This is a genomic window from Streptomyces sp. NPDC000878 (genome assembly GCF_053599695.1).
Genome location: NZ_JBSFMT010000001.1, coordinates 142,440 through 166,271 on the forward strand (window position 1 = coordinate 142,440; position 23,832 = coordinate 166,271).

Consider the following 23,832-nt stretch of genomic DNA (forward strand, 5'->3'; position numbering starts at 1 on the left):
TTTCTCGTTGCCCTCCATCTGCTTGGTTCCCACGGGAGTAGACCGCCGTGACTGCGCCGCCCCGATTTCTCAGCCCCTTCGTGCGCACACGCACACGGCTGTCCCTGACCCTCGGCCTCGTGCTGGCCGCCCTGACCGCTGCCCTGCTGCCGTGGTGGCAGCCGGAAGACACCCCGCCGGCCCGCGCCGGAGGCACCACCACCGACGCCACCCGCGCCTCGACCGGCCCGCGCGACGAGGCCACCGCGATGGCCCAGGCCAGGCGCACCGGCAAGCAGGTGCTCGTCGACACGGCGACCACGGCCACCGCACTGACCTGGGCACTGCCCGACGGACAGTTCAAGACCCGGATCACGGCCGCGCCGACCCGGGCGAAGAACGCCGCGGGCGCGTGGGCCTCCGTCGACAACAAGCTCAAGCGGACGGCCGAGGCCCCGCGCGGACTCGGCGTCGCACCCGCGAACCCCGTCGTCCCGGTCCGCTTCGCGAGCGGCACCGACCGAAAGGCGCGCGCCGACCGGTCGTTCGCCCGCGTCGAGGCGTTGGGCGGGCTCGGGAAGTCGGGTGAGACGTCCGGCGAGACGGTCCTCGCCGAGGTGGAGCTGGGCGAGCACACCGTCGCGTACACCTGGCCGGGCGCCCTGCCCGAGCCGGTGCTGGACGGACCGCGCGCCCTCTACTCCGAGGTGCTGCCCGGCGTGGACCTGCTGCTGGTGGCCCGCGAAGAGGGCGGTATGGCGCAGGTCCTCATCGTCAAGACCCCCGAGGCGGCACGGCAGGAGGCGCTGAAGACCGTCACGTACGGACTGCGCTCCGACACCGCCGTGTTCCGCCAGGACCGCAAGGCCAGCAGGGTCCGGGTCCTGGACGAAACAGGCAAGGAGGTCGGCTCGATCCCGACGCCGTTCGCGTGGGACTCCAGCGGCCGTGACCCCGAACTGCCCCCGGGCACCCCGAACCGAACGTCGGTCGCCACCCCGGCCGATGTGCTGAAGCTGTCGGGCCTGACCGGTATCGAGCCGGGCGCCCACTCCGCGCCGCTGCCGATCACCCTGGACGGCGAGAACACGGGTGCCGCCCGACTCGGCCTGGGCGTCGCGGCCACAGGGCTTGCCGACCGCAAGGGCGTCACGTACCCGCTGTACGTCGATCCGCCGCTGAACCCCGGCTGGGACGCGTGGACGGTGGCCTACAAGCCGTACCCCAGCACCAGCTTCTTCAACGGCACCAACTTCTCCTCCGGCACCTCCGACGCCCGCGTCGGCCACGAGGACGACACCGGCGGCACCGCCCGCTCCTTCTGGCGCATGGACTGGTCCAGCAGCATCAAGGGCGCGGAGATCACCAGCGCCACTTTCAAGGTGCTCAACAACCACTCCTGGTCGTGCACCAACCGCGAGTTCCAGATCTGGCGCACCGGCTCGATCTCGTCGGGCACGACCTGGAACGCGCAGCCGAGCTGGTCCGACGAACTCCAGCGCAGGTCCTTCGCCCACGGCTGGTCGGCGTCCTCCTGCCCGGACGACTACGAGGCCTTCAACGTGAAGGACGCCGCCCAGTACGCCACGGACAAGGGCCACTCGACCGTCACCCTCGGCATGCGGGCCACCAGCGAGTCGGACACCCAGACCTGGCGCAAGTTCAGGGCGACCTCGGCGACCATCGAGGCCGTCTACAACCGCCCGCCGTCCGAGCCCACCAAGGGCACCTCCAAGCCCGGCGGCGCCTGCACACCCGGACCGGGCGCGGGCATAACCGTCGGCAAGACCAACATCACGCTGTCGGTGACCGCCAAGGACCCCGACAGCAACATGAGCAAGGTCCGCTTCCGGTTCTGGAAGACCGGCGGCACGGTTCCGGCCGGCACATACGTCACCATCGGCGCGTCCGGCGGCACCTCCTCGCTGACCATCCCGGTCACCGACGCACGCCTCAAGGACATCACCACCAACACCACGTTCTCCTGGGACGCCCTGGGCGAGGACCTGGCGGGCGCGACGTCCACCAACTACCCGCCGGGCACCGAACCCTGCCGCATCACGGTCGACCCGAGCGGCCCGTCCCAGCCCGAGGTCACCAGTGACGTGTTCCTCGAGTCCACCCCGGACGGCATGACCTGGGCGAAGGTGAACTTCGGCCTGACCGGCCCGATCACCTTCGAGTCACCGGGCGCGGTCCGATTCCAGTACGCGTGGGGCGGAGTCAGCCCGCAGTCGGTCAACGCCGACGCGAACGGCATAGCCACAGTCCCCGACCTGAAGCCCTTCAACGCCGGCCCGAACACCCTCCAGGTGTACGCCTACGACAGCCTCGGCAACCCGAGCGTGCGCACGGACTACACGACGTACGTCCCGCCGAAGGAGAACGCCGACACCCCGGGCGACACGGGCGGCGACGGCACCCCCGACCTGATGGTCATCGACGCGGCGGGTGTCCTGCGGACGTACGCGGGCCAGAAGCCGGACGGCGAACTGTACGGCTCACTGGTCTCGTCGTACACGAAGGCAGCCGACGGCACGGTGACCCTGAACCCGCCGGGCCACTGGTACGACGCGGCGTCGACGCTCGGCAACAAGGCCGCGCTGATCGCCCACCACCAGGACACGTACCCGGGCGACGGCACGACGGACCTCTTCGCCCGCACCCCGGACGGCGGCTTCTGGCTCTACCCGGGCGACGGCTACGGCTCGTTCGACGTGGGGCAGCGGATGAAGATCCGCCTGCCGTCGAACGCGCCGGCGCCGTCGACCTGGACCCAACTGAAGGCGCTGGGCGACATCACGGGCGACAAGCTGCCGGACCTGGTGCTGCGCACGGCCGCGGGGTTCTGGGTGCTGTCCGGCTACACGGGCGGCAGCGTCCAGACGGCGACACAGATGAACGCGGACGCGTGGGCTCGGCGGGACATCGTCAACCTGGCCGATATGAACAAGGACGGGATCGCGGACCTGCTGTGGCGGAACCTGGACAACGGGAGCATGTATCTGCGGCGGGGGAAGGTGGGGGCTGCGGGGGCGGGGAGCGTCGACCTCAACTCGCTGATGCTGGCGGCCAATGCGGTCAACGGGGACGAGGCGTTCGGGACCAGTTGGACGGAGGCCAATGTCAATTCGGCTATTGGGGTTCCGGACATCAACGGGGATGGGGTGCCGGATATTTGGGCTCGGTTTGCTTCTGACGGGCACATGTCCGTTTATCACCCGTCTACTACTAATACCAACGCTCCGGTGAAGACGGTTATTGGGTCGGGGTGGAACGATAAGTTGGCGTTTGGGTGAGGTGATTGGCCTTTGGGTGGGTGTAGTGGGTGAGCCTCCGGTGCCGCTTGGTGGTGGGGGCTCACCCCTTTCTCGTACAGCTACGAGGCGGCACCACCCTCCGCGACGGCCTGCTCCACCTCGGCGACTCGCTCCCACTCCTCGGCCGCGAACCGCTCGCGGTTCAGGGCCTCGGCGATCTTCTATGTCCTGGGGCATCAGGAGGTCGAGGTTGGAGTCGCCGAGGTCGAAGACGCCCATGTCGAGACAGGCCTCGCAGGCAGCTGCTGCCTGAACCCACGCTCGGATCGCACATGCCGGTGACCTCCACCTGCGCGTACACGCTTCCTATCTGGCCGTGAACCTGACGCTCTCGCGGAGTGAGGCTGCGGCACCATTCAGGTCGGCCAGACGAGTAGCGAGTGTCGCCTCGGCCAGGCGTGGAGGAAGAGCCGCGCTGAATTTCAGCCCGTCCAGCGCGCGAGGATTCACCACCGGCAAACACAGATGCTCAAGTGCCTCCTTGGCGGCCTTTTTCCATTCACCGGGAGTGACGTCCTCGCGCAGTCGAACGTACGTATCTGTGGGACGCTGCAAAGGGTCGGCGATGGTGGTGAGAGTGGCGGCCAGGGTGGCGTTGGCTCGGTAGCCCGCCCACGTCCACCACCGCACATTGGTGTCGCGTCCGCCTCGCACGATGACGTTGCCATCGCCCCACACCAGTTCGGCGCCGTCTTCGCGTACCTGAGCGAGGGCGCTCTCGGCGCGACGGGTACACCTGACCGGAGGAGTAGTGCCCAGCAAGACCTCGCGCGCTGCTCGCGTGAGCTCGTACGAAGCGCTTCGGGCGAAGCCGACGCCGCCCCAGCGCGCCCGTCCTCCCCCCTCGACCGGCTCGACGAAGCATCGACGCCGGGACCAGTCGATGTACGTGACCTGCCAGTTGCGGCCCGCGAGCAGCAGCCGCCGGGGGCCGACGACCTCGCCGGTCAGCAGCACCGGATCCGTTGTGCCGATCTCCGTCCGGCCCGACAACACGGTGAACTCCGGGGCGGCGGTGAACACAGCGGTCAGGTCCATGAAATGCCGGTACCCGAAACGCTGTTCGGCCTCGGGGCCGATGAACAGCATCCCGCCGTCCTGGTCGAGGTAGCCCTCGTTGATGAGGTGACGCACGATGGGCTCGGCAGCGGGACCGAAAGGCCCGAGACCTCCCCACCACTCCTGCCACAGGCGTTCGCCGACTCGGTGCTCCTGCAGGCACAGCGCGAGGACCTGCTGGGCAACGATGTGCCGAGGCTCCCGGGGCGCGTTGACGGGTTCCACCCAGCCGCGGGACCACAGCAGAAGAAGCGCCGAGGCCGACAGCAGGCCGGCCTCGGTGGTGGCGAGGAACAGGCAGTTGCGGTCCGACCCGGGCCGCCGTCCGGTGCGTCCGAGGCGCTGCAGGAAGGAGGCCACGGTGGCGGGGGCGTCGATCTGGATGACTCTGTCGAGGTCGCCGACGTCGATCCCCAGTTCCAGCGTGCTGGTGGAGACGATCACGCAGTCCCGGGCCTCCGCGAATGCCTCTTCTGCCCGCCGTCGCTCGTCCACGGAGAGCGACGCGTGGGACAGGAAAGTCGTCACGCCTTTCGAGCGCAGCGCAGCGCCGAGTTCCTCGACCTGTTTGCGTGACTCGCAGAACACCAGACGCTTCTCGCCTCGGTGCAGTGCGGTGATCACTGTGGCGGCGTTCGCCAGGGACCCCACGTAGTCGAGCTGGATGTCACCGGGCGGAGGCAGGTCCGGCGTTTCCTCCCGGAGGTGCGGAGCGACCACCTGCGCTGCGCGTTTTCCGGCCGTCGCGCCCTGCAGCCAGGTCAGCAACTCCTCAGGGTTTCCGACCGTAGCGGAGAGACCGACACGCTGGACCGGGCGTCCGGCAACCCGCTCCAGCCGTTCCAGCACGGCCAGTAGATGCCACCCCCGGTCGTCGCCGGCGAAGGCGTGCACCTCGTCGACGACGATCGCGCGTAGCCCGGAGAAGAACGCCCGATGGTCCACGTTCGCGCTGACGAGCATGGCCTCCAGGGACTCCGGAGTGGTCAGCAGCAGGTCCGGTCGCTCGCGCAGGATCCGCTTTCGGCGGGTCTGCGAGACGTCGCCGTGCCAGAGAGCGGCCGTGCGCCCCAGCCACGAGGTGTACGTCTCCAGCCGTGGCAGCAGGTTGTTGAGCAGGGCCTTGAGCGGACACACGTAGAGCACCGACGTGCCGTCCCATTTCTCCTGTGCCATCCGCGACAGCAGAGGGAAACACGCGGCTTCGGTCTTCCCCCCAGCGGTGGGAGCCAGAAGTACGGCGTCGGAGCCGGCCGTCAACGGTGTGATCGACTCCTCCTGGAGCGGGCGCAGACCAGGCCAGCCCAAGGTGTTCACGATGTGGTGGACCAGCCCAGGATGAAGCTGGTCAAGGGGATCATCCGGAGCGCCCTCGCTCATGGAAGGTCCAGCTCGACGTCGTCGGCACTCTCTGCCGCCGCGGCGTTGCGCTCGACCTCGCTCAGCTCAGCAACGTTGACCGTCAACGCGTAATCCCTGCGAGGATCGAAGTCCTCGAACTGGTCGATGCGGTCGAGCACGTCACCGACGAGCTTCTTGAGGAACAACCGGGGCGCAACGCCCACCTTTCCGCCGAGCGCTCCACCGACGGCCCTGGCCAGGTCGGCGACGTACGCGTCGTCCGCGACCTCCTTCACACGCTGGGGTTCCGAGGACCCGGACGCGTACAGGTCCCGGATGGTCAGTCCGAGTCCCACGAGTGATTCGAGGGTGAAGCCCGGGAGTCTCAGCTGCACGGCGCGCGGGTTGTCGAAGCGCGGGTCGGTGGTGAAGTCGGTCGCCAGCCGCTGGGCCAAGGGTGCGAGGCGCTGCACCCCCTGTCGGCCGTCATAGAAGGCCGGAGTCCCGGTGATCAGCAGATAGAGCCCGGGGAAGCGCCCGGAGTGCACCTCGTCGATGAGCTGCCGCAGTGCGTTCAGGGCCTTGTCGCGTGCGTCGGACCGGACCCGCTGCAGGGTCTCGACCTCGTCGAGGACGACTAGGAGGCCTGTGTGGCCGGAGTCGCGGAGCACCGTGAGCAGCCCTTGCAGGAAGCCGAGAGCGCCGAAGTGGTCGAGGTCGCCGCGTACCCCGGCGGCCCTGCGGGCCGCTGCGGCCACATGCGGCTGCCCGCCCAGCCAGGCCATGACGGCTGAGGCGGTGGCCTCGTCACCTGCGGAGACGGCGGCACGGTATCCCCGCAGGGCCGTCGCGAACGAAGGGGCATGCCGGGACACCTCGGTGAGGCGGGCCGTCATCAGCCGCTCGACTGCCTCGGGGAGGCCGGCCTCGGTTGTCCCCGCGGCAAGCGCGTCCTCTTCCAGCGCGTAGAACCACGCGTCCACGACCGGGCGGAGAGCGCTCGGCGGGAAGCCGGACGTGGTCAGCCGTTCGGTGAGACGGCGGTAGACGGTCTCCAGTTTGTGCAGGGGCGTCTCTGTTTCCGATACCTGAATCTCAGCGACCGCGAAGTTGCGCCGCTTGGCACGCTCACTGAGCCAGCGTGCGAAGAACGTCTTGCCCGAGCCGTACTCACCTCGCACCGCTTTGAACACCGAGGCCCCTGAGGTCACGGCGTCGAGTTCCGCGTCGAGTGCGGCCTGGAACCGGTCGAGGCCGGTCGCCAGCAGATCCAGCCCGCTCTCAGGTACGGCTCCGCGTCGCAATGCGTCGATCACGTCGCGACGTCTGGCCGCGCTGACGGGTCCGCTTCGACCGGGGCTGTCTGTACTCACCCCGACAGTTTCCCATCGGATCGGACTCCCGGGTGCGGCAGCACCGACCGAAACGGTCCGAAGAAGCGACCGACCGCCAGAACCTGCTCCGGACCCTGGTGCCCCTGGCCTGGTGGCCCGTTGGTCAATTTCATCTTGACTCCCGCCAACTCCGTTGGTGGAATGGTCTGTTCACCGACGGTGACCGGTGACATTTCACCGTTCAGGTCCGACACGGGAAGACACAGCGTGGCACTCGACAGTCTGAATCTCAGTGACGTCCTTGCGGAGGTCGCTTCCGGCGCCCTGCAGCTTCCGGACTTCCAGCGCGAATGGAAGTGGGACGACGAACGCATCAAGGCGCTCATCGCGACCGTGACCCTCGACTATCCGCTCGGTGTGGTGATGGCACTGCAGACCAACGGCACCTCCATCTTCCGGACCCGGACGTTAAAGGGTGCCGAGGGTGCGGCGGGGCGGATGCCCGACCTTCTGCTGCTGGACGGCCAGCAGCGGATGACCTCGCTCTTCCAGGCACTGCACCGGGACAGTCCGGTGGAGACGGTGGACGCCCGAAACAAGCCGCTGAGCCGCTGGTACTACGTCGACATCGCCAAGGCCGTCGAATCACCGGCCGACCGTGACGACGCCATCGTGTCCGTGCCGGAGGACCGGATCCTCAAGACCGGCTTCAACCGCAGGGAAGTCATCGACCTGAGCACCATCGAGGGGGAGTGCGCGGCCGGCTACTTCCCGTTGCACTACGTCTTCGACACCCAGCGGGTGAATGCCTGGCACCAGGAGTTCGTGAAGGCGGATGTCACGAACTGGGGCCTGTGGGGGGAGTTCCAACAGCACGTCCTCAATCGCATGCGGTCCTTTCAGGTGCCGATGATCAAGCTCGGTTCCTCCACGACCATGGATGCGGTCTGCGCCGTTTTCGAGCGGGTGAACACCGGTGGTGTGCCGCTCAACGTCTTCGAGCTGCTGACCGCGACCTACGCCGGCAACCGGGTGTACGTGGCGGAGAACGGCGACTACTACAAGCTCCCGGACGTCTGGCACGGGATCAAGAAGCATCTGACCTCCTCCTACCCGGTGTTCGGCCGCATGGAGGCCGGCGTCGAGGACGGGCTGAGCAGTAGCGACTTCCTGCAGGCAGTGGCGCTGGTCCGCACCTGGGAGCTCAAGCAGTCCAACTCTCGCAGCGCTGTGGCCTGCAAGCGCCGGGATCTGCTGGAACTGCCGCTCGCCGACTTCGTGCGGCTGGCGCCACGGGTGGCGGAGGCCTTCGAGTGGGTGGGCGGCTTCCTGGAGCAGCAGTGCATCGTGCGCGCCGCCGACCTGCCGTACCGCACCCAGCTCGTGCCGCTGGCCGCCGTACGGACCATCCTGGGCGCCGGGACGGACTCCGGTATGGGCGACGAGCTGATCACTCAGTGGTACTGGTGCGGGGTGCTCGGCGAGATGTACGGCGGGTCGACGGAAAGCCGCTTCACGCGTGACGTGGAGCAGCTCCTCGAGCGACTGCAGGGCAACACCGAGGTCGTCCCCGACACGATCACGGAGGCGGCGTTTCTCGACGACCGTCTGGACACCCTCTCCACGCGCAACAGCGCCGCCTACAAGGGGATCTACGCGCTCCTGGTCAAGCAGGGAGCGGTGGACTGGTACTTCACCGAGGCGCCGCTGAACGCCGCGCGCCTGGCCGAGTACAGCGTCGACGTACGACAGATCTTCCCCAAGGCGTGGATCGACAAGAACCACCGCGACTACAGCGCGCGGGCGAACTCGATCGTCAACAAGACACCTCTGTCGCTGCGGGCCTCGAAGAGCATGGCCGGCTCACCCGGCGGATATCTGAAGACCTTGGCGCTCGAATCGGGCATGCGCGCCGAGTGGTTCGACGATGTCGTCGCCACCCACCTCATCGACCCGGTCGCCCTGCACGGGGGAGACTTCGAGGCCTTCTACGAGAACCGGTCCAAGCAGCTGGTGGACCTCGTGGTGTCCGCCATGGGCAAGCGCACCGTCTTCCGCGGCGACGCCGACGTGAAGGGCTGGTGACGCGGCCGTGCTCCGAACCCCTTCCGAGGAGGAACTGCTCGCGCTCAAGGGGCAGCGCATCCCTCTTGTGGAACTGCTGACGTACTTCGGTGCCCGAGTGCGCAACATGCAGGCCGAGCTGCACATCGATCAGGTGCTGAAGGACGCTGGTCTGGCGACCCTGCCGTACTTCGCCAACTGCGCCAGACAGTCCGAGATTCACATCGTGGCGCGGGAGACCGCCGCCGAGCAGCAGCCTGAGGGCGCCGACGAGGACCAGGAAGACGAGTCGGGTCTGCTGCCGGGCGCTCTGCCGCAGCAGCCCTTCAGGATCGGCGACCTTCCGTGTGCCAACGACGGCGTCGACTCCATCACGTCCGCCTCGAAGCTCACCGAGGCGACGTACATCATGTACACGAAGAACTACTCCCAGATCCCGGTGCTGGAGGACCAGTACACGGTGGTCGGGGTCGTCACCTGGCGTTCGGTGGCCAAGATGTACGACACGAACAAGGAGGCGGTGCTGGCCAACGCGATCGTGGCGGACCCCCCGATCGTGCACGCCCACGACAACTTCTTCGCGATGCTCCCCACCATCTGCGAGCACGGCTATGTGCTGGTCAGGGCCAACAACGGCCGTATCAGCGGCGTCGTCACGGCCACGGACATCACCCAGCGCTTCGACGCCACGGCATGGCCCTTCTTCATCGTCGGTGAGATCGAGCTTCTCCTGCGCAAGTGCCTCGGAGCGAAGATGAGCGAGGACGCCATCCGAGGCGTGCAGCGGAACGACCAGAAGACGGGGAAGATCTCGGACCTCGGGTTCGGGCAGTACGTGAAGCTGCTCGACGGTGACCAGCGCAACAGGAACGGGCAGCGACTGGAGGCGATGTGCACAGCGGCGGACCAGAACTGGCAGGCGCTCAACTGGACCGGTGTGAACCGGGTCCAGTTCGTGCACCAGCTCGATCGCGTGCGTAACATCCGCAACCGGATCGCGCACTTCGACGCGGAGCCACTGTCACCGCAGCGCTGCGAGGAACTGCGTCAGTTCGTCGGCCTGCTGCGCCAATTCACCTGACGGCAGACGGGAGCCGCTACCGAGAGGTATCGGCTCCCGACCCGTCACCCTAGCTCGAACTGATCCCGCAGCCGCCCGATGTGCAGCCGCAGGGTCCGCCCGTCCGGCAGCGTCTCCAGCACCTGGACGCCGTCGTAGTTGAGCAGTTGCCGCAGCACGGCCGCGAACCCGTCTGCCGGTCGGCTGGCCGGGAGACCGATGCGCTGGGCCAGAGCGGTCACTGGCAGCGTGCCACCCGCGTCCAGCAGGGCGCGTACGGCCTTCTCCACCCGGGACAGATCCGGCTTGCGGGCGAGCAACTGCACCTGCGCCGCCATGACCTCGGACTTGAGCAACGCCTCGACCAGCGCGTCGTCCGGTGACACGGGGGCCGCGGAGAACAGGGCGCCGTCTGCCGAGTCGGAGGGGACCAGCGCCACGTCGAACAACGACTCGTGGCTCTTGGCGAGTTCCGCCTCGCTCTTGGACCGCCTGGGCGACTTCTTCGGTGTTGGCACGGGGACCGCGGCGGTACGGACCTGCGACGGCTGCGCTTGTGCCTGCGAGGTCGGCGACCACCACGTCGGTTGCTGGCTCGCGAGCTCACGCCAGCCGCTCGGCGGCTTCGCTCCGAAGGGCAGAAAGGCCAGAACCGGGATCGCGAACTCCGCGAGAGCTGCTCCGCCGTGGTACCCCGCCTTGCGGGAGGTGTAGCGGGCGTCGGCATCCCAGAGGGCCACGACGCTGCTCTCCGGTCCGGGGTCGAGGACGCGTGGACCGGTCAGAGCGACCTCCTGTGCGGCGAGCGGACCACCGGGCCCACGATGCCGAGCGGACCGGACGTCCTCGGCGTCGAGCCGCACGGCGCGCCGATCGATGACGTGGCCGTGATCGCTGGTGAGGATCACCGCCCTGCCATGCTCGGCGGCAGACCGAAGGAGTGCTCGCAAGCCCCCTATGTCGGACAGTCGCCAGGCACCGTCCCCGTGTTTCTGCTCGGAGGCCAGCCGGTCGTCGACGGTGTTGAGGACCACTGCCACATGCGTGCGGTCGCCGACGAGAGCGGCGTGCAGTTCGGGCCCGAACGGCTCACCGCTGCTCTCGGCACGCAGATCGTCCTTGTGGAAGACCGCCACGTCCTCCCCGCCCCAGAAGCTGTGGCTGGGGAACAGCCTCTTTTCGTCGGCCTGCGTACCTTTCATCAGCCGCGCGGCGAAGAGCGAGGTCCGCGACACGGCCGTGACCGTGGGAAGCGCCGCTGCCATCGCGCGGCGGCGCGGGGTGTCCTTCGCTCCGGGCAGGGGGTCGTACTCGGCCCAGTGGTCGCGCAGTTGCTCGCCCAGCTCGGCGGCGATTGAGGCGCTCATCCCGTCGAGCACGAGCAGCAGCACCCTCCGCTCCCCGGCCTTCACCACCGGGGCGACGACCTCGGGGAGGAACGTCTCCACGGCCAGCATCGAACCGGGGCCACGGTCGGTTGCGGCCCGGGCGGCGAGTACCTGGGCGAAGTGCCGGTCGATCTCGCGCCGACGGTCGCGCGCCGAGGCGCATACCGCGTCGTACGCGGACCGGAGTACCGGGTCGGGATCGCCTCCGGACTCGATGTGCTCCAGCGCCAGGTCCGCCCAGCCCGTCTCGGCGACGTGACGGGCGATGGCATCCGCCACCGTGTCTGTCTCCGTCGGCGGGCTGGTCGTGAGCCACCGTGCCAGCCGCTGCGCCATGCGCACCCGCCCGATACGGACGTTGTTGTCGGGGTCCCGGGCGAGCCGGTGATCGTAGAGGGCCTTCAGTGCGGCTACGACCCGCTCGGGGGCACCGCTCACCAGAGCCTCGCCGGCAGTCGTGAAACGGGCTTCAATCCCCGCCGCCAGTACGGGACTTGCGCCCGCCGCCCGTTCCGCGCTCAACTGGCGTACAAGGGCTGCCGCCCGGTCGAGCACGGAACCCGTCAGCCGCCGGGCCTCCGCCGCCTCGTCGCTCTCCGATCGTCCCGTCATCAGCAGGGCGGAGACGAACTCCTCGCAGGACCGCCCGAAGGCGGCCGCGAGCACGTCCAGATGCTCACCCTGGGCGGGCGGCTCCTCTCCGAACCAGCGCTCGGCCCTTCCCCGGGCCCGGTAGTCCTCCGCGTCCGCCGCGGCGTCCGCGTGTCCCCACAGCGCCGCACAGACCAGCCCGAACGCGACGGCGTCGGGCCCGTGTTCCGCCGTCACGAGGGCGAGCAGGGCCTGCCCGGCGCGCCCGGCCTGCTCCTCCTCGCCGAGGAACTGCACGAGCCCGGCCCGCTCGGGCGCGCGCAGCGCCAGGAGCCGTTCGGGGCCGCCCGGCACCAGGGACCATCGCAGCAGGATGTGGATGTCCAGCTCGTCACCGCCTGCCGCAACGGCGCGGGAGGTTTGGGCATCCGGGTCGTAGCGGCCGATGCCCAGCCTGCGCAGGGCGAGCGCGGTCAAGGCCTCACGCCGCGACAGCACACCGCCCGCGAGCTTCGGCCATCCGCCGTGCGGCGGAGCGGCGTCCAGCAACGCCTCGGCAGCCCAGTTCTCCTCGAACAGCCGGTGGTCGGAGGCGCTCGCACCGAATGCTTCGCGTACGACGTCCCAGGTGTCGACGGCGTTGACCCGCTGTCGGTGCACCTTGGCCAGCAGGTCGGGCCCGAGCTCCGCCTCTTCCCGGTCGGTGAGCACCACCAGCACGTCGGGCCCGGTGGCCGACGGCTTCTGATGCGCGAGGAGCAGCTCGTACACGCCGAGGGGAGAAGGCGCCGCCGCGACCGTGGCCCGCCGCTGCTCACCCCAGGGCAGCTCGTCCGGGCCGTCCCAGGAGGGCGCGGCCCGCAGCAGCACGACCCTGCGCTTGTCCGGCTTGAGACCGGGCTGCGACGCCAGGTACTGGGTGATGGTCGCGGCGTTGAGCCGCACCGCGCTCGTGGTGGTCACGGCCGCCGCACTCACTGGTCCCACGCCCTCTCCGCCCGCTGCCTTCCGCTCATTCCACGACCCGCCAGCTGATCTCGATCTCAGCATCCGGCTCGGCAGCCGCCAGTTCGTCCAGTTCGGCCCTCAACTCGGCCAGCGCTCGGGAGGCCGTGGTCCGGCCCCCGCCCGAGCGGCGTCCCGTACGTCGTCCGATGCCGATGTCGGGGTGGGCGGAGGGCACGGGAGGCTGGCCGGCGTCGGTGCTCAGACTGATCGCGTCGGGCTTTGTGAGAGGTTCGGCCGGCGTGGGCGCGGTGTACGCCCTACGCGGGTCGGCGGTGTGTGCCTGGCTGCGCTCGATAACGGCGACGATGGACCGCCGCGCCTCCCGCAGCGCCTCCTTGAGGTCCTTGGTGCGCTGATCGATACGCGCCGCGCCACGCAACTCCTCCAGCACCGCCTCGCCCTGCGGACCGTAGTTGGGCGCGAGCTTGAGCATGTCCCAAGCGGCGGTGGCCAAGGCAGCCGCGACGGCCTCGGCCTGCTTGATCGACGCACCGTAGCGGCTCGTCGGCACATCGCCGAGATCGAAGCCGGCGAATGCGGAGATGACCTGCTTGGCCGCAGCGGAACCGCCGGCCACACCCTGATCCAGCCCGCGCAGTTCGTCCAGCAGGTCCCGGGCCCGGCGGGCGATGGCCAGTCGGCCGGACTCGTCGGTGCCGTCCAGACCGAGCAGCGGCGTGTGCTTCTCCAACTGCGCCACCAGATCGGCCGCGTGCGGCTGATATGAGCGGGCCTGCTCTGTGATCCGCCGGGCGAACTGTCCGACCATCCGGCCCCGGCGGAGCCTGGGCGGCTCCTCGCCGAAGATCTCCCAGTAGCGGCTCCCGGCTTCCTCCCAGACATGCTCCTCAGGCGGCGGCTGGGAACGCAGCGCGTCCTGCGGTTTGATCGCGGAGAGTTCGGGCGGGGGGTCGAGCAGTGCACCCGCCCGTACCCAGACCCGGTCGTCCATCTCCGCGTACGACGCGATGACCAGGTGGGCGAGGAACGGCTCCAGACCCATCGTCGCGGGACGGTCGATCCACTCGGTGAGGTGGACGACGCTCAGGTCGCCGGGACCGGCCTCGCCACGCGCCTGGAGGGCGAAGTGCTCCGGCCAGCGGGTCGAGAGACGGAAGTACGCTTCCTTCTGCTGGCCGAGCCCCAGCGGCGCGGCGATGCGCCGCATGAGCGCACGCTGGTTGGCCGGGATCTCAGCCTGCCGGTCGCCGGCCTCCGAGGCTGCGCGGACATACCCGAACACGGCCCGCGCGTCAGCGAGTTTGACGACGGTACCCGTGCCGTCGGGGTCGAAGTCCGGATGTGCGGGGAACTGGTGGGCCAGCAGTTTGCCCGCGACGTGCCGGGCCGCGTCGTGCAGGGACTGCCCGATGGAGACACGCAGATCAGGCACGTCGGGCAGCGGCTCCAGGTGCTCGTTGAAATCAGGATTGACGTCGCCGGGCTTCTTGGCCGCGAGGCCGTACGCCTGCTTGAAGGCCGCCTTCACTGTTTTGGTGAGGGTGTCACGCTGATTTTCCAGTAGCGCTTTGGCACGCGCCCGGTTGTCGGCGTTCAGGTGTTGCGCGTAGCTGGTGTCGAAGCGCCGCTGGTCGGCGAGGGCGTAGTGGATGACGACCAGCCGCTGGAAGTCCTGGAAGCGGCCGGTGGAGAGATGGGTGGGAATCCATCCCACGGTCCGTGGCCGATTGCCGGGAAGCCGACGGAGTTCGGCCATGCGGTTGGCGTCCTCGCGCGGCCCGTACTCGCCCTCGTCGTACGGCAGATCGATGATCATCCGCCACAGCCCGTCCTGGCTGGGGGCGAACTCGTGGTCCTGCAGGTCGTCGTGGTCGGCGATGTTGCCGAAGATGACTTCCACGGTGCGGTTCGAGCCACGCCAGACGAACTTCAGCTCGTCCGCGGTGAGCCGTTCCTGAAGGTCGATTCCCAGCTCCTCGGCGAGCAGTCGCTTGGCGAGGGCACGTCGGTTGGAGCGGTTGTCGTTGACTTTGGCGTTGGCGAGGACGGAGTCCACGTCCACGCCGGCCAACTCGAGCCGTACGCCCGGGTTGACCTTGGTGCCGGTGGGCTTGATCTCCGCGAAGCGGGCCGCCCACTCGTCGACCTTCGACTGGATCGCCCCGACCTCCGCACCCGGGATGGGGGAGATGACCGAGCCGTGGTTGAGGGCCGCGAGCCGCCGGATCGTCAGATCCCGCAGCGCGGGCACGCTGGGCGCCAGCGCGGACAGCAGGAGCGTGCACATCAGCCGGTCGTCGCCCACGAACGCCTTGCACCGCTGGAGAAGCCCCTGATCGGTCACGGTCTCCCGGCGGTGGCGGTAGCGCTCGATGTCCTCCTCGGTGACGTCGTACATCGCCAGGAGGTAGGGCCGCAGCTTGGTGTTGTACAGCTTGTCCGCGGCCTGGAACTCCACCTTAAGACTGTCGACGAAGGGCTTGTCGCCGCCGTCCGCGATGACCGGGTAGAGGTCACCGAGCGGGATGAGCTGCTCCAACGTCGCGTCGTCGCGATGGTCGGCGAGCAGCTGGCCCATCAGCTTCAGACCGGTACGGGAGCGCTGCAGCGCCGAGGAGATGTGAACCAGGGTGTCCATGAAGGAGGGGGAGAAGGGGTACGTCAGCCGGAACGACGCCTCGTCGGCGCCGGTCGTCCCCTCCTCGGAGCCCAGCAGTACGTCCCACACCTGCGGCCCGACCCGCTTGATCTTCGCGAACGCCGCCTCGAGCTTGGCGGCGGCCTCCGCGTCCTTGGGCTTCAGGAGACGGGCGTGGGCGATCTGCGGGAGGTTGCGGTCCTCCAGGGTGATCTTGTCGAAGCGGCCGGAAGCCAGGTTGAGGCTGTCCTGGATCGCGGTCTCAGCCGCGCCGGAGACCTCTTGGCCGACCAGCTCCCGCAGATCGCGCTGGCGCGCGATGAACGACACGATCGGGATGGCACGGCGGGAGTCGGAGCCCTCCACGAAGTTGGTGATCTTGTCCGCTTCGCGGGAGACGAACTTCTGGTCGTGGATACGGTTGGCGAGCCAGAGGATCAGCTCGTCCATGAACAGGATGAGCCCGTCGTACTTCAGTGACTTCGCGTGCTCGGCGATGACGGCGAGGCCGGCGTCCAGCGAGATGAAGCCGTGCTCGTCCTCGGCCGCGTTCTTGGCGAAGCCGGGGAACCAGCTGGTACTCGCGTCGTGCACGAGCTTGGCGCGCAGTTCGGCCGGGGTGGTCGGGTTCACCAGATTGAGGTTCACTTCGCCGCCGTCCAACTCCTCGGCGGTGAGGGCGGCTTCGAGGAGCGCCGGGGACCAGGCAAAGGAGTCGCCCCACTCGTCGGCGGTTTCGTCGGCGGCGGAGTCGGCCTCGCCGGACGCGGCTCCGGCGAGCCCTTCGATGAACTTGTCGTCGCCCATACGTTCCCGCAGCGCGCGGATGTCCGCGAAGAGGGAGTCGGTCCGGTAGACCTGCGGAGTGGGCGCTTCGGAATGCAGTGCCTTGACGTGACTGACGTACCCGCCGAGCACCCGCTGCTCCAGGGACTTGGCCCCGAGCATGTGGTAGGGCACGAGCAGGAACTTCTTCCCGTCGGTGCTCAGCCATTCGTGCTTGGCCAGTACGGGATCGAAATCGGTCCGGGCGCGGGCGGTCTCGTCGCCCCGGAGCAGGGCGTGCAGCACGGCCATGAAGTGCGACTTACCGGAACCGAACGAGCCGTGCAGGTACGCGGCCTTCGACGTCTGTCCGTCCAGCGCGCTCTTGATCAGACTCATGGCGTCGTCGAAGTTCTCGAGCAGCCGCTCGGTGACGACGTAGTCCCGCAGTGCTCGCTCGGCGCCCTCCCTGGTGACTGCCTCGGCCAGCTTCAGGACGAAGTCGGACGTGGAGATCGATGGCTTGATGTCGATGACATCGCGGAGGAGGGGGGCCGTGGCGGCGGTCGGGGCCATCTCTGTCTCGTGTCTCCTGTTTTCTGTGTCCTACGGTCTGCGTCTACGTCCACCGGGCAGCGCGGCGCGTCCCCCGTCGTCCGGGACATGACGTGACGCTCAGCGCGGCTCGTCGTCCCGGAGGTACCGTCCGTCGCCGTTCATATGGGCACGGACGGTCTTCGATCGTATCGGGTGCGTCTGACATGGACCGTGCGCGTGCGGAAGGAGAGCGGAGGAAGGGACCCTCCGCGCTCACTCGGAGCGAGCCCCGGACCACAACCGCGCCTGGGCGCTGTACCTGTTGGGCCGCTTCGACGAGGCCGACCACGAGATATGGCATGTCACCGACGACTCCCGGCGTCTTTTTCGGCCCCGTCTACCCGATCACACTCTCGGCCCAGCAGCTTCTCTCCCGACCCCGCACCGCGCTCGGTCATGTGGACGCGGGGATCGAGCTGATGACGGATGTCGTGGCCAGACGCGAACGCGGCCTGGGTTCCGAGCACCCGTTCACGAATGCCGGCAGGCAACTGCTGAGCGCGTTCACGTCGGGGGAATGGCGTCCGCCCGCGGCGGAGGCGTGACGGGCACGCGTCCCCCGGCGTGGAGGAGCGAGCTCACGTCACGGAACCCCAGCTCTCCATCAGTTGCTCGGGCCCGTACGTCGCAGCCAGCCCGTCCACCGTGAACCCGGAGCGGGACACCGCGATCAGCGGAGTGTCCTCGTCGGCACCGGGTACGGCCAGGGCGTCCCGGGCCAACGCGGCCAGGGCGCGGCGGTCGAAGGAGCCGCGCTCATGCCATTTGATCGAGCCGACGAACCCGATCTCGCGCGCCGGCGACCGGTCCGCCCCCACCAGGTCGACCTCGGGATTGTTCGTACGAGGCCACCAGCCGCCCACTTCCCGCACCTGCGGCCACGTGTCGTCAGGGAGCAGCCGGGCCAGGGACTCCCTCACGACGGGTTCGATCACCCGCCCGCGCCACGAGGTCCATCCGCGTTCGACCGCCTTGACCACGATCCGGCTGCGCCCGCGCTCGATCTCAGGGATCCCCTGCTCCAGGAAGGCCAGCCAGAAACGGAGGTAGGGGTCGGCGACGCGGTAGCGGCGGTCGCGGTCTCCGGGGTGGGTGGAGAGAGGGGTGTCGACGGCGACGAGTCGCTTGCCCGCGAGGGTGCGCAGGGCGGGGTTGAGCGAGCCGGGCGGGAGCGGTCGATCGGCCGCTCCCGCCTTCGCGGCGATCGTCCCGAAGGTCCGCTCACCGCTGCCGATCACGGAGAGGACGTGCCTGGCCTGGAGGGCGGTGGGGAACTCGGCGGCCAGTGCCCGCTCGGCGGAGACGAGGAGGGGGGAGGTGGGGTCGCCGAGGGTGCGGGAGAGGAAATCGGGGCGGCTCTCGCCTTCCTGCCACTCCTGGCAGATGAGGGGCAGGCCGCCGGTGATCAGATGGGCGTCGAAGGCGTCGGCGGCCGGGAGCCCGGTCATTGCCATGACCTCGGAGGGGGAGAGGGGAGCGAGAACCATCTCGACCCCGCGCTGATGGAAGGGACGGCCGTAGGCGGAGAGCTGCTCCATCATGGCGAGATCGCCGCCGATGAGAATGAGGAGCACAGGCTTCTGGCTCAGTACCCGGTCCCACACAGTCTGCAGGGTGCCTTCCAGAACCGGGTCGCCTTCGAGCATCCATGGCAGCTCGTCGAGTACGACGATGCTGGGAGCGTCGTCCGGGAGTACCGCCGCGAGCTGGCGCAGGGCGGTGTCCCATTCGGCGACGGTCGTGACGCCGGCTAGGAGGGCGGTGTCGGGCAGTGCGGAGTGCCGGACCTCGGCGAGGAAGCGAGCCCGTTCCCGTTGGGCGTCCTCGCCTCGGGTGGCTTGGTGGACCACGTACGGCACCTGGGCGCGCTCGCAGAAGAGGTCCACGAGCCGCGACTTACCGACCCGACGCCGGCCGCGAAGCAGCAGGGCCCGGCCGCGCTGGTCGCCTCGGCCGTCGATCACCCAGGCGAGGTGGCGGTTCAGGGCGGCCAGCTCGGATGTGCGGCCTACGAAGCCTGGCATGGGTCACCTTTCGAGGTTGCTCGTGTTGAGCATACTCAAGTGAACCATAGTATGGAGAATGTGAGTATCGAACTGATTGCGCTGAGTGATTTCGGGGGAGCTGTTGCGACGCTCAGATCCCTGCGATTCGCCGCCCTCACCCCATCGACTTCAACTCACGCGACAGGAAATCATTCTCAATGAGCCCGAAATGATCCAGCTCCGTGATATTGAAGACCACATCATCCGCTCGAGAGCTTTTACGTCGCACCGCATTCTTCATTCCCGTGAGATGCTCTCTGTAATCGGCAGAGAGTGCGATGCTCACCGCATCCGAGATTTCAGCCACGCGAGCGACACGGGCCCCAAACTGATCGTATCCGACCGGGTCCCAGTACCGGATCATGTCATTGGCAAGTCGATGCACCTGGCTGAAATCCTTCGACGAAATTTTGATGGCATAGCCGCACAGTGAGCGCAGCACATCAGGATCCCGTGCCAACCCGACCAGCTCCTTCAGGGCGGGCGTCGGGTCACGTCGATCCGCTGATGCGAAAAGCCGGGAGATGGTCATGGTCGATTGATTCACGTTGGGGTCGAGCAAGAGCACGCCGGAGATCGGAGGGCGCGTGCGCCCCGGGTCGGCCGTCCACCACTCCGCAAGCTGGAGCACGAGGTCGGCACCTAGCGAGAAACCGATCAGGTTGATCCGCTTGTCCGGATTGTTTCGGCTGATCAGCTCGACCAGGCCCGCCACCATCTCGACATGCTGGCTGGCGGGAACCGGAGGGAGTGGATCCGTGCGCCCCGGGGCGTAGCCGGCCAGGCTGACGGCAATCCCATGGGTCTCATGGGTCTCCAGGTACTCCTGATAATCCGTCGCATCCAACCCGAGACCGTGAAAGAAGACACTGATCCTATGAGAGTCGGCCATACGCTCCAAATAGGTCAACTGTCCGAAACGCTTGTGCGTCAAGGGGGCGGGGGACGAAATGGTAGTCATGGAATCAGCCACTCTCTTTGTGAGCACGGGTCGAACCCCCACTGTCGGAGACCCAAGACCATAGTCCAATACCCGGTCCGCCAGTGGCGGAATCGGGATTTATCTGGGGGTTTTCACTCCGCGCGCCTTCGCCCTCTGGACGCGGGTAGAAAGTGTCTGGCGTAATGATGGCGGTACGACTTGAACATCCAACGACCGGGGGGCGTGCTTCTTTGAAAAGTGCGTTGAGTGAGTTGGACGCGAAGCGACTGATTTTCGATCACTCACTGTCGCGAGATCGGGTGGGGCGGATTGGCGTAGAGCTGGAGTGGCTCGTACTGCCGGTGGATGATCCGGCACGCCGAGCGAGTCCCGAAGAGCTGACAGAGGTCGATCGGCTGGTCGGGAGACCCCTGCCGGAAGGCGGCCAGGTCTCGTGGGAGCCCGGTGGGCAACTGGAGCTGAGCGGTCTCCCGTATGCCTCGCTTCAGAGTTGCATCGATTCCACGGCTGTCGATCTGGCTTTCCTGCGCAGCCGAGCGCACGAGGTGGGGATGCGGTTGGTGGGAGCCGGGCTCGACCATCGGCCCCCTCGGTTCACCGTCGCGCTGCCGCGCTACCAGGCGCTGCAGCGCTATTACGCACACCTCGGAAGCGCCGGCGACGCTCTGCTGTGCAACACCGCGTCCGTGCAGGTGAACGTGGACGCCGGGGACGACTCCGACGGGTGGCGGGGGCGGTCCCGGAGGTGGCTGATCGCCAATTCGCTCGGTCCGCTGCTGATGGCAGTGTTCGCCAACTCACCCGTCCTGGAGGTCTGCGGCCCCCGTGAGGCAATCGCGCTCTCTGGGCGGCAGCTGTTGCGGTTCCGGACGGACCGGTTCCGTAACGGACCGTTGCCGTCGGGCGGCGACCCACGTGGTGTATGGACCCGGTTCGCCCTCGACGCGCAGGTGATGGCCATACAGCAGAAGGGCCCCGTCCCGGCCGAAGACCGCTCGACCATCTGGGAGCCGGCGCCCGCCGGGCTGTCTCTCAGGCGGTGGCTGCGGGGTACAGGGCCACGGCCCGTACACGTCGACGACGTCTTCCATCACCTGAAGTCCCTGGTTCCGCCCGTCCGTGCCTGCGGCCATCTGGAGTTGCGCATGCTCGACGCCCAGACCGGCGACGACTGGGTGGTCCCCGTCGCGGTGGTGGCGGCGCTCATGGACGACAAGGCCACGTCCGACGCCGTCGCCGCTCTCATCGGCCGTACCGCGACAGCACCCACGCGCCAGGACTGGATCGACGCCGCACGGCGCGGTCTGGCCGCCCCTGGTGTGGGGGACCGCGCGCGGATGGTCATGCTGCTGGCCTTGGCGGGATTACAGCGACTTGGGGTGTCCCCGGAGGTGTTCGGCGCGGTGGAGCGCTTCGCGGAGAGTCACACGCTGCGAGGACTCTCCCCGGCACAGCTACGGCTGCCGAATCACATGGCGGTTGCGTGATCTCCCATCCTCCGTCTGCGAAGGAGTGCAGGCCCGTGCTCTCAACGCGCAAGCAGTCGCTGCTCACAGCCCTGGCTGACATGGGGCAGCACGAGCAGGGCAACCACGGCTGGTCCCTGTTCCACGAGTGTCTGAGTGAAGTGGCCGAGTCCGAGGCATCCGGCGGCCTCGACCGGTTGCTGTCCGCGATGTGGCAACAGCGGCCGCACATCAGCGACGCCCACGCCATCACCCTGCTTGGCATAGCCGTACGGCAACTGGCGCTCCAGGACGGAGGGCCGGCGGACGTGTTCCGCGCCGAACTGTCCGCTTCGCAGCGTGTACCCGCCCTCGCGCGCGCTCTGTCGGAAAGGGCGCTCGATCTCATACGCCTGATGGAAAGCCATTCGAACTCCTACACCGGAGCCCGCAGGTTCCTCCTCCCGCAGCTTGTCATAGGGGCCTTCGCCAGGTTCCGGAACATCCAACAGGTCCGTGTCCTCGACCTCGGTACCAGCATCGGACTGCTTCCGCGCCAGTTGAACAACAAGGCGATCTATGACCGGTTCGCGGGAGATCTGCACTGGAACCCCGAGCCCCTGCCCTTCCGGGGGATTCCACTGGACTACGTCGGCGGCGTCGACCGCCCACCGCTGCCGACGCTCGACTGGGTGCGCGCCTGCCATGGCCCGTCGGACTACTACGAGCAGCGATTCGAAGAGGTGCAGTGGTCCTTGGGCCAGGCGGAGACGGCTGGTACGGAGGTGGCACTGCAGCCGCTGGACATCCTCGACTTCCCTGCCCTGGAGGCGTTTCTGCGCGTCCATCGCATCAATGTGGTGACCTGCAACTTCGTTCTCTATCAGTACAGCGACGACGTCAGGAGCCGGGTCGTCGAGACGGTACTGCGCGCTCTGGAGACCCCGGGCGTGCTGCTGAGCATGGAGCCCAGCCATGCACTGGCGCGGAAGGGCTGTGTCGTGCACGCCTATCAGAACAGCAGCACACGGCCGCTTCATGTCGCTGACGTGTCCGACGCCCACTTCATGGGCACCGTGACCGTGCGCGACGGACTGACGGAGCTTGTAGGGCAGGGTGGGGGACAGTGATTCACGGCTCGCAGTTCATCGAAAGGGCGGCAGGATTCATCGGTCGGTACAAGGCGGCCGTCACCCTGGTGGGCGCCGTCGTGGGAACCGCCATCGGGATCTACAGCGATGAGGCTCGCTCCGTCATCGGCTGGACCTGGAGTCATGTGGTCGCCGGTGGCACGTTGGTGACCCTTGCCGTGGCAACCGTCTTCTCCCTCGCCTGGTGGGCCCGTGGACTCGCCGAGCGCCGCCGCGAGTTGCGCCGCGAAGTGGTGCGGCATTCCTTCGACATCCACGCGGACGACTTCGAGGAGGACCTTCCCTCGGACAACGCCGTGATAGGCCGACAACTCTGGTATCTGGAGCGCCGCACGGAATCCGCCGATCTCACCATCCTGCTGCACGGACTCGGGCTGGACGCGGACGACTTCCGTCCGTTCATGAACGTCGCCCGGCAGCACACCGCCGCCATCACCCTGTTCGGGCACAACGCCGATGAAGCGCGGGACGACCGTTATCGCCCGATCGGTATAGCCGCCCATACCGACCTCATCAGCGGAGCCATCAACAATCTCCAGCGTCAGTACCCGTACAAGCGGATCACCCTGGTGGGGTTCTCGGTCGGCTGCGACATGCTGTTCCGCCTGGCCGAGTTGTGGCGGGAGCACCCGGAGCGGCAGCCCAAGATCAAGTCGGTGCTGCTTCTCGACCCGAACATCAACCACTCGACCATGGTCATTTCAGAAAAAATGGCTCATCTCAACCCGGAGCAGCCGCTGGCGGAATTGAAGCGCATTGCGCAGATTCCGGAAACGCTCATCGAGTTCCAGAACGTCTGTGAATACCTCCACAAGATCAGCGGAAAGGATCTGGCGCAAGTCCAGCGCCACGCGGCGGATCTGTGGGCCTACTGGGAACCGGACGGCCAGTACGACCTGTTCTTCCAGCGCGTCGACCGCATCAGGGCCATCAGCGACAGAACACGCGTGTTCTTCTCGATTCACTTCGAGCAGCGATTCAACGACGTCGTCGCGCTGGCCCGGCAGCGAGGTATCCGGCAGGTTTTCGATCTACGCAGGGTGGACCACTTCGAGTTCTGCCAGGACGCCTTCCTCAAGCACGAGGTGGGGACCCTGATCCGGGGCGGCTGACGCCATCGGAGGGCGCCTAGTCCCGCTCTCC

At 67.9% G+C, this 23,832-nt stretch carries 13 protein-coding genes and 1 pseudogene; 7 read left to right on the forward strand and 7 right to left on the reverse strand.

All coding sequences use genetic code 11. The features are described 5' to 3' along the window. Positions 1-47 precede the first annotated feature (47 nt). Positions 48-3,278, forward strand: coding sequence for a DNRLRE domain-containing protein (locus ACWDR4_RS00620; protein WP_450402060.1), 3,231 nt, complete (start codon positions 48-50; stop codon positions 3,276-3,278). Between the two features lie 80 nt (positions 3,279-3,358). On the opposite strand, the pseudogene ACWDR4_RS00625 reads toward ACWDR4_RS00620, so the two are convergent. The 3 genes and pseudogenes from ACWDR4_RS00625 to brxD all read right to left on the reverse strand — a co-directional run. Next, a pseudogene (locus ACWDR4_RS00625) lies at positions 3,359-3,533 on the reverse strand (aminobenzoate oxygenase); the annotation flags it as partial. Between the two features lie 72 nt (positions 3,534-3,605). Further along, positions 3,606-5,738, reverse strand: a complete 2,133-nt coding sequence (locus ACWDR4_RS00630; protein WP_450402062.1) for a DEAD/DEAH box helicase — start codon at positions 5,736-5,738, stop codon at positions 3,606-3,608. Then, positions 5,735-7,072: a BREX system ATP-binding protein BrxD gene (gene brxD, locus ACWDR4_RS00635; RefSeq protein WP_450402065.1), complete on the reverse strand. Its 1,338-nt coding sequence runs from the start codon at positions 7,070-7,072 to the stop codon at positions 5,735-5,737. Before brxD ends, ACWDR4_RS00630 begins: the two co-directional genes overlap by 4 nt. A 228-nt stretch (positions 7,073-7,300) precedes the next feature. Between brxD and ACWDR4_RS00640 the strand changes: the two genes are divergently transcribed. Continuing rightward, complete coding sequence (locus ACWDR4_RS00640) at positions 7,301-9,118, forward strand: GmrSD restriction endonuclease domain-containing protein (protein ID WP_450402068.1); 1,818 nt, start codon at positions 7,301-7,303, stop codon at positions 9,116-9,118. A 7-nt stretch (positions 9,119-9,125) separates the two neighbouring features. Beyond that, the gene (locus tag ACWDR4_RS00645) at positions 9,126-10,178 is read left to right on the forward strand and encodes a CBS domain-containing protein (RefSeq protein ID WP_450402070.1); all 1,053 of its coding nucleotides are present in this window, start codon (positions 9,126-9,128) and stop codon (positions 10,176-10,178) included. 44 nt (positions 10,179-10,222) lie between these two features. Here ACWDR4_RS00645 and pglZ read toward each other — a convergent pair whose 3' ends face one another. After that, positions 10,223-13,114 carry a BREX-2 system phosphatase PglZ gene (gene pglZ / locus ACWDR4_RS00650; protein WP_450402512.1) on the reverse strand — a complete coding sequence of 964 codons (2,892 nt, stop codon included), beginning with the start codon at positions 13,112-13,114 and terminating at the stop codon, positions 10,223-10,225. A gap of 34 nt (positions 13,115-13,148) precedes the next feature. Further along, positions 13,149-17,084, reverse strand: a complete 3,936-nt coding sequence (gene pglY / locus ACWDR4_RS00655; protein ID WP_450402073.1) for a BREX-2 system ATPase PglY — start codon at positions 17,082-17,084, stop codon at positions 13,149-13,151. Between the two features lie 320 nt (positions 17,085-17,404). On the opposite strand from pglY, the gene ACWDR4_RS00660 reads away from it, so the two are divergent. Next, positions 17,405-17,650, forward strand: coding sequence for a hypothetical protein (locus ACWDR4_RS00660; protein WP_450402075.1), 246 nt, complete (start codon positions 17,405-17,407; stop codon positions 17,648-17,650). A 33-nt stretch (positions 17,651-17,683) separates the two neighbouring features. Here the strand turns inward: ACWDR4_RS00660 and ACWDR4_RS00665 are convergent, their stop codons facing one another. Then, positions 17,684-19,129, reverse strand: coding sequence for an ATP-binding protein (locus ACWDR4_RS00665; protein WP_450402077.1), 1,446 nt, complete (start codon positions 19,127-19,129; stop codon positions 17,684-17,686). Between the two features lie 136 nt (positions 19,130-19,265). Next, on the reverse strand, positions 19,266-20,111 hold the full coding sequence (locus ACWDR4_RS00670) for an alpha/beta fold hydrolase (protein ID WP_450402079.1): 846 nt from the start codon (positions 20,109-20,111) through the stop codon (positions 19,266-19,268). A 167-nt stretch (positions 20,112-20,278) separates the two neighbouring features. Here ACWDR4_RS00670 and ACWDR4_RS00675 point away from each other — a divergent pair, with 167 nt between their 5' ends. From ACWDR4_RS00675 to ACWDR4_RS00685, 3 genes are read left to right on the forward strand one after another with little or no spacing between them, the layout of a single operon-like run. Continuing rightward, the gene (locus tag ACWDR4_RS00675) at positions 20,279-21,580 is read left to right on the forward strand and encodes a glutamate-cysteine ligase family protein (protein ID WP_450402514.1); all 1,302 of its coding nucleotides are present in this window, start codon (positions 20,279-20,281) and stop codon (positions 21,578-21,580) included. A 35-nt stretch (positions 21,581-21,615) separates the two neighbouring features. Next, complete coding sequence (locus tag ACWDR4_RS00680; protein WP_450402082.1) at positions 21,616-22,668, forward strand: hypothetical protein; 1,053 nt, start codon at positions 21,616-21,618, stop codon at positions 22,666-22,668. Next, complete coding sequence (locus ACWDR4_RS00685) at positions 22,665-23,801, forward strand: alpha/beta fold hydrolase (RefSeq protein WP_450402084.1); 1,137 nt, start codon at positions 22,665-22,667, stop codon at positions 23,799-23,801. The genes ACWDR4_RS00680 and ACWDR4_RS00685 overlap by 4 nt, the downstream gene beginning before the upstream one ends. Positions 23,802-23,832 lie beyond the last annotated feature (31 nt).

Bases quoted from the DNA above. Each gene is read 5' to 3' on its own strand.
- ACWDR4_RS00630 (WP_450402062.1), bottom strand. From the start codon at position 5,738: ATGAGCGAGGGCGCTCCGGATGATCCCCTTGACCAGCTTCATCCTGGG.
- pglY (WP_450402073.1), bottom strand. From the start codon at position 17,084: ATGGCCCCGACCGCCGCCACGGCCCCCCTCCTCCGCGATGTCATCGAC.
- ACWDR4_RS00660 (WP_450402075.1), top strand. From the start codon at position 17,405: ATGTCACCGACGACTCCCGGCGTCTTTTTCGGCCCCGTCTACCCGATC.
- ACWDR4_RS00665 (WP_450402077.1), bottom strand. From the start codon at position 19,129: ATGCCAGGCTTCGTAGGCCGCACATCCGAGCTGGCCGCCCTGAACCGC.
- ACWDR4_RS00670 (WP_450402079.1), bottom strand. From the start codon at position 20,111: ATGACTACCATTTCGTCCCCCGCCCCCTTGACGCACAAGCGTTTCGGA.
- ACWDR4_RS00675 (WP_450402514.1), top strand. From the start codon at position 20,279: ATGGCGGTACGACTTGAACATCCAACGACCGGGGGGCGTGCTTCTTTG.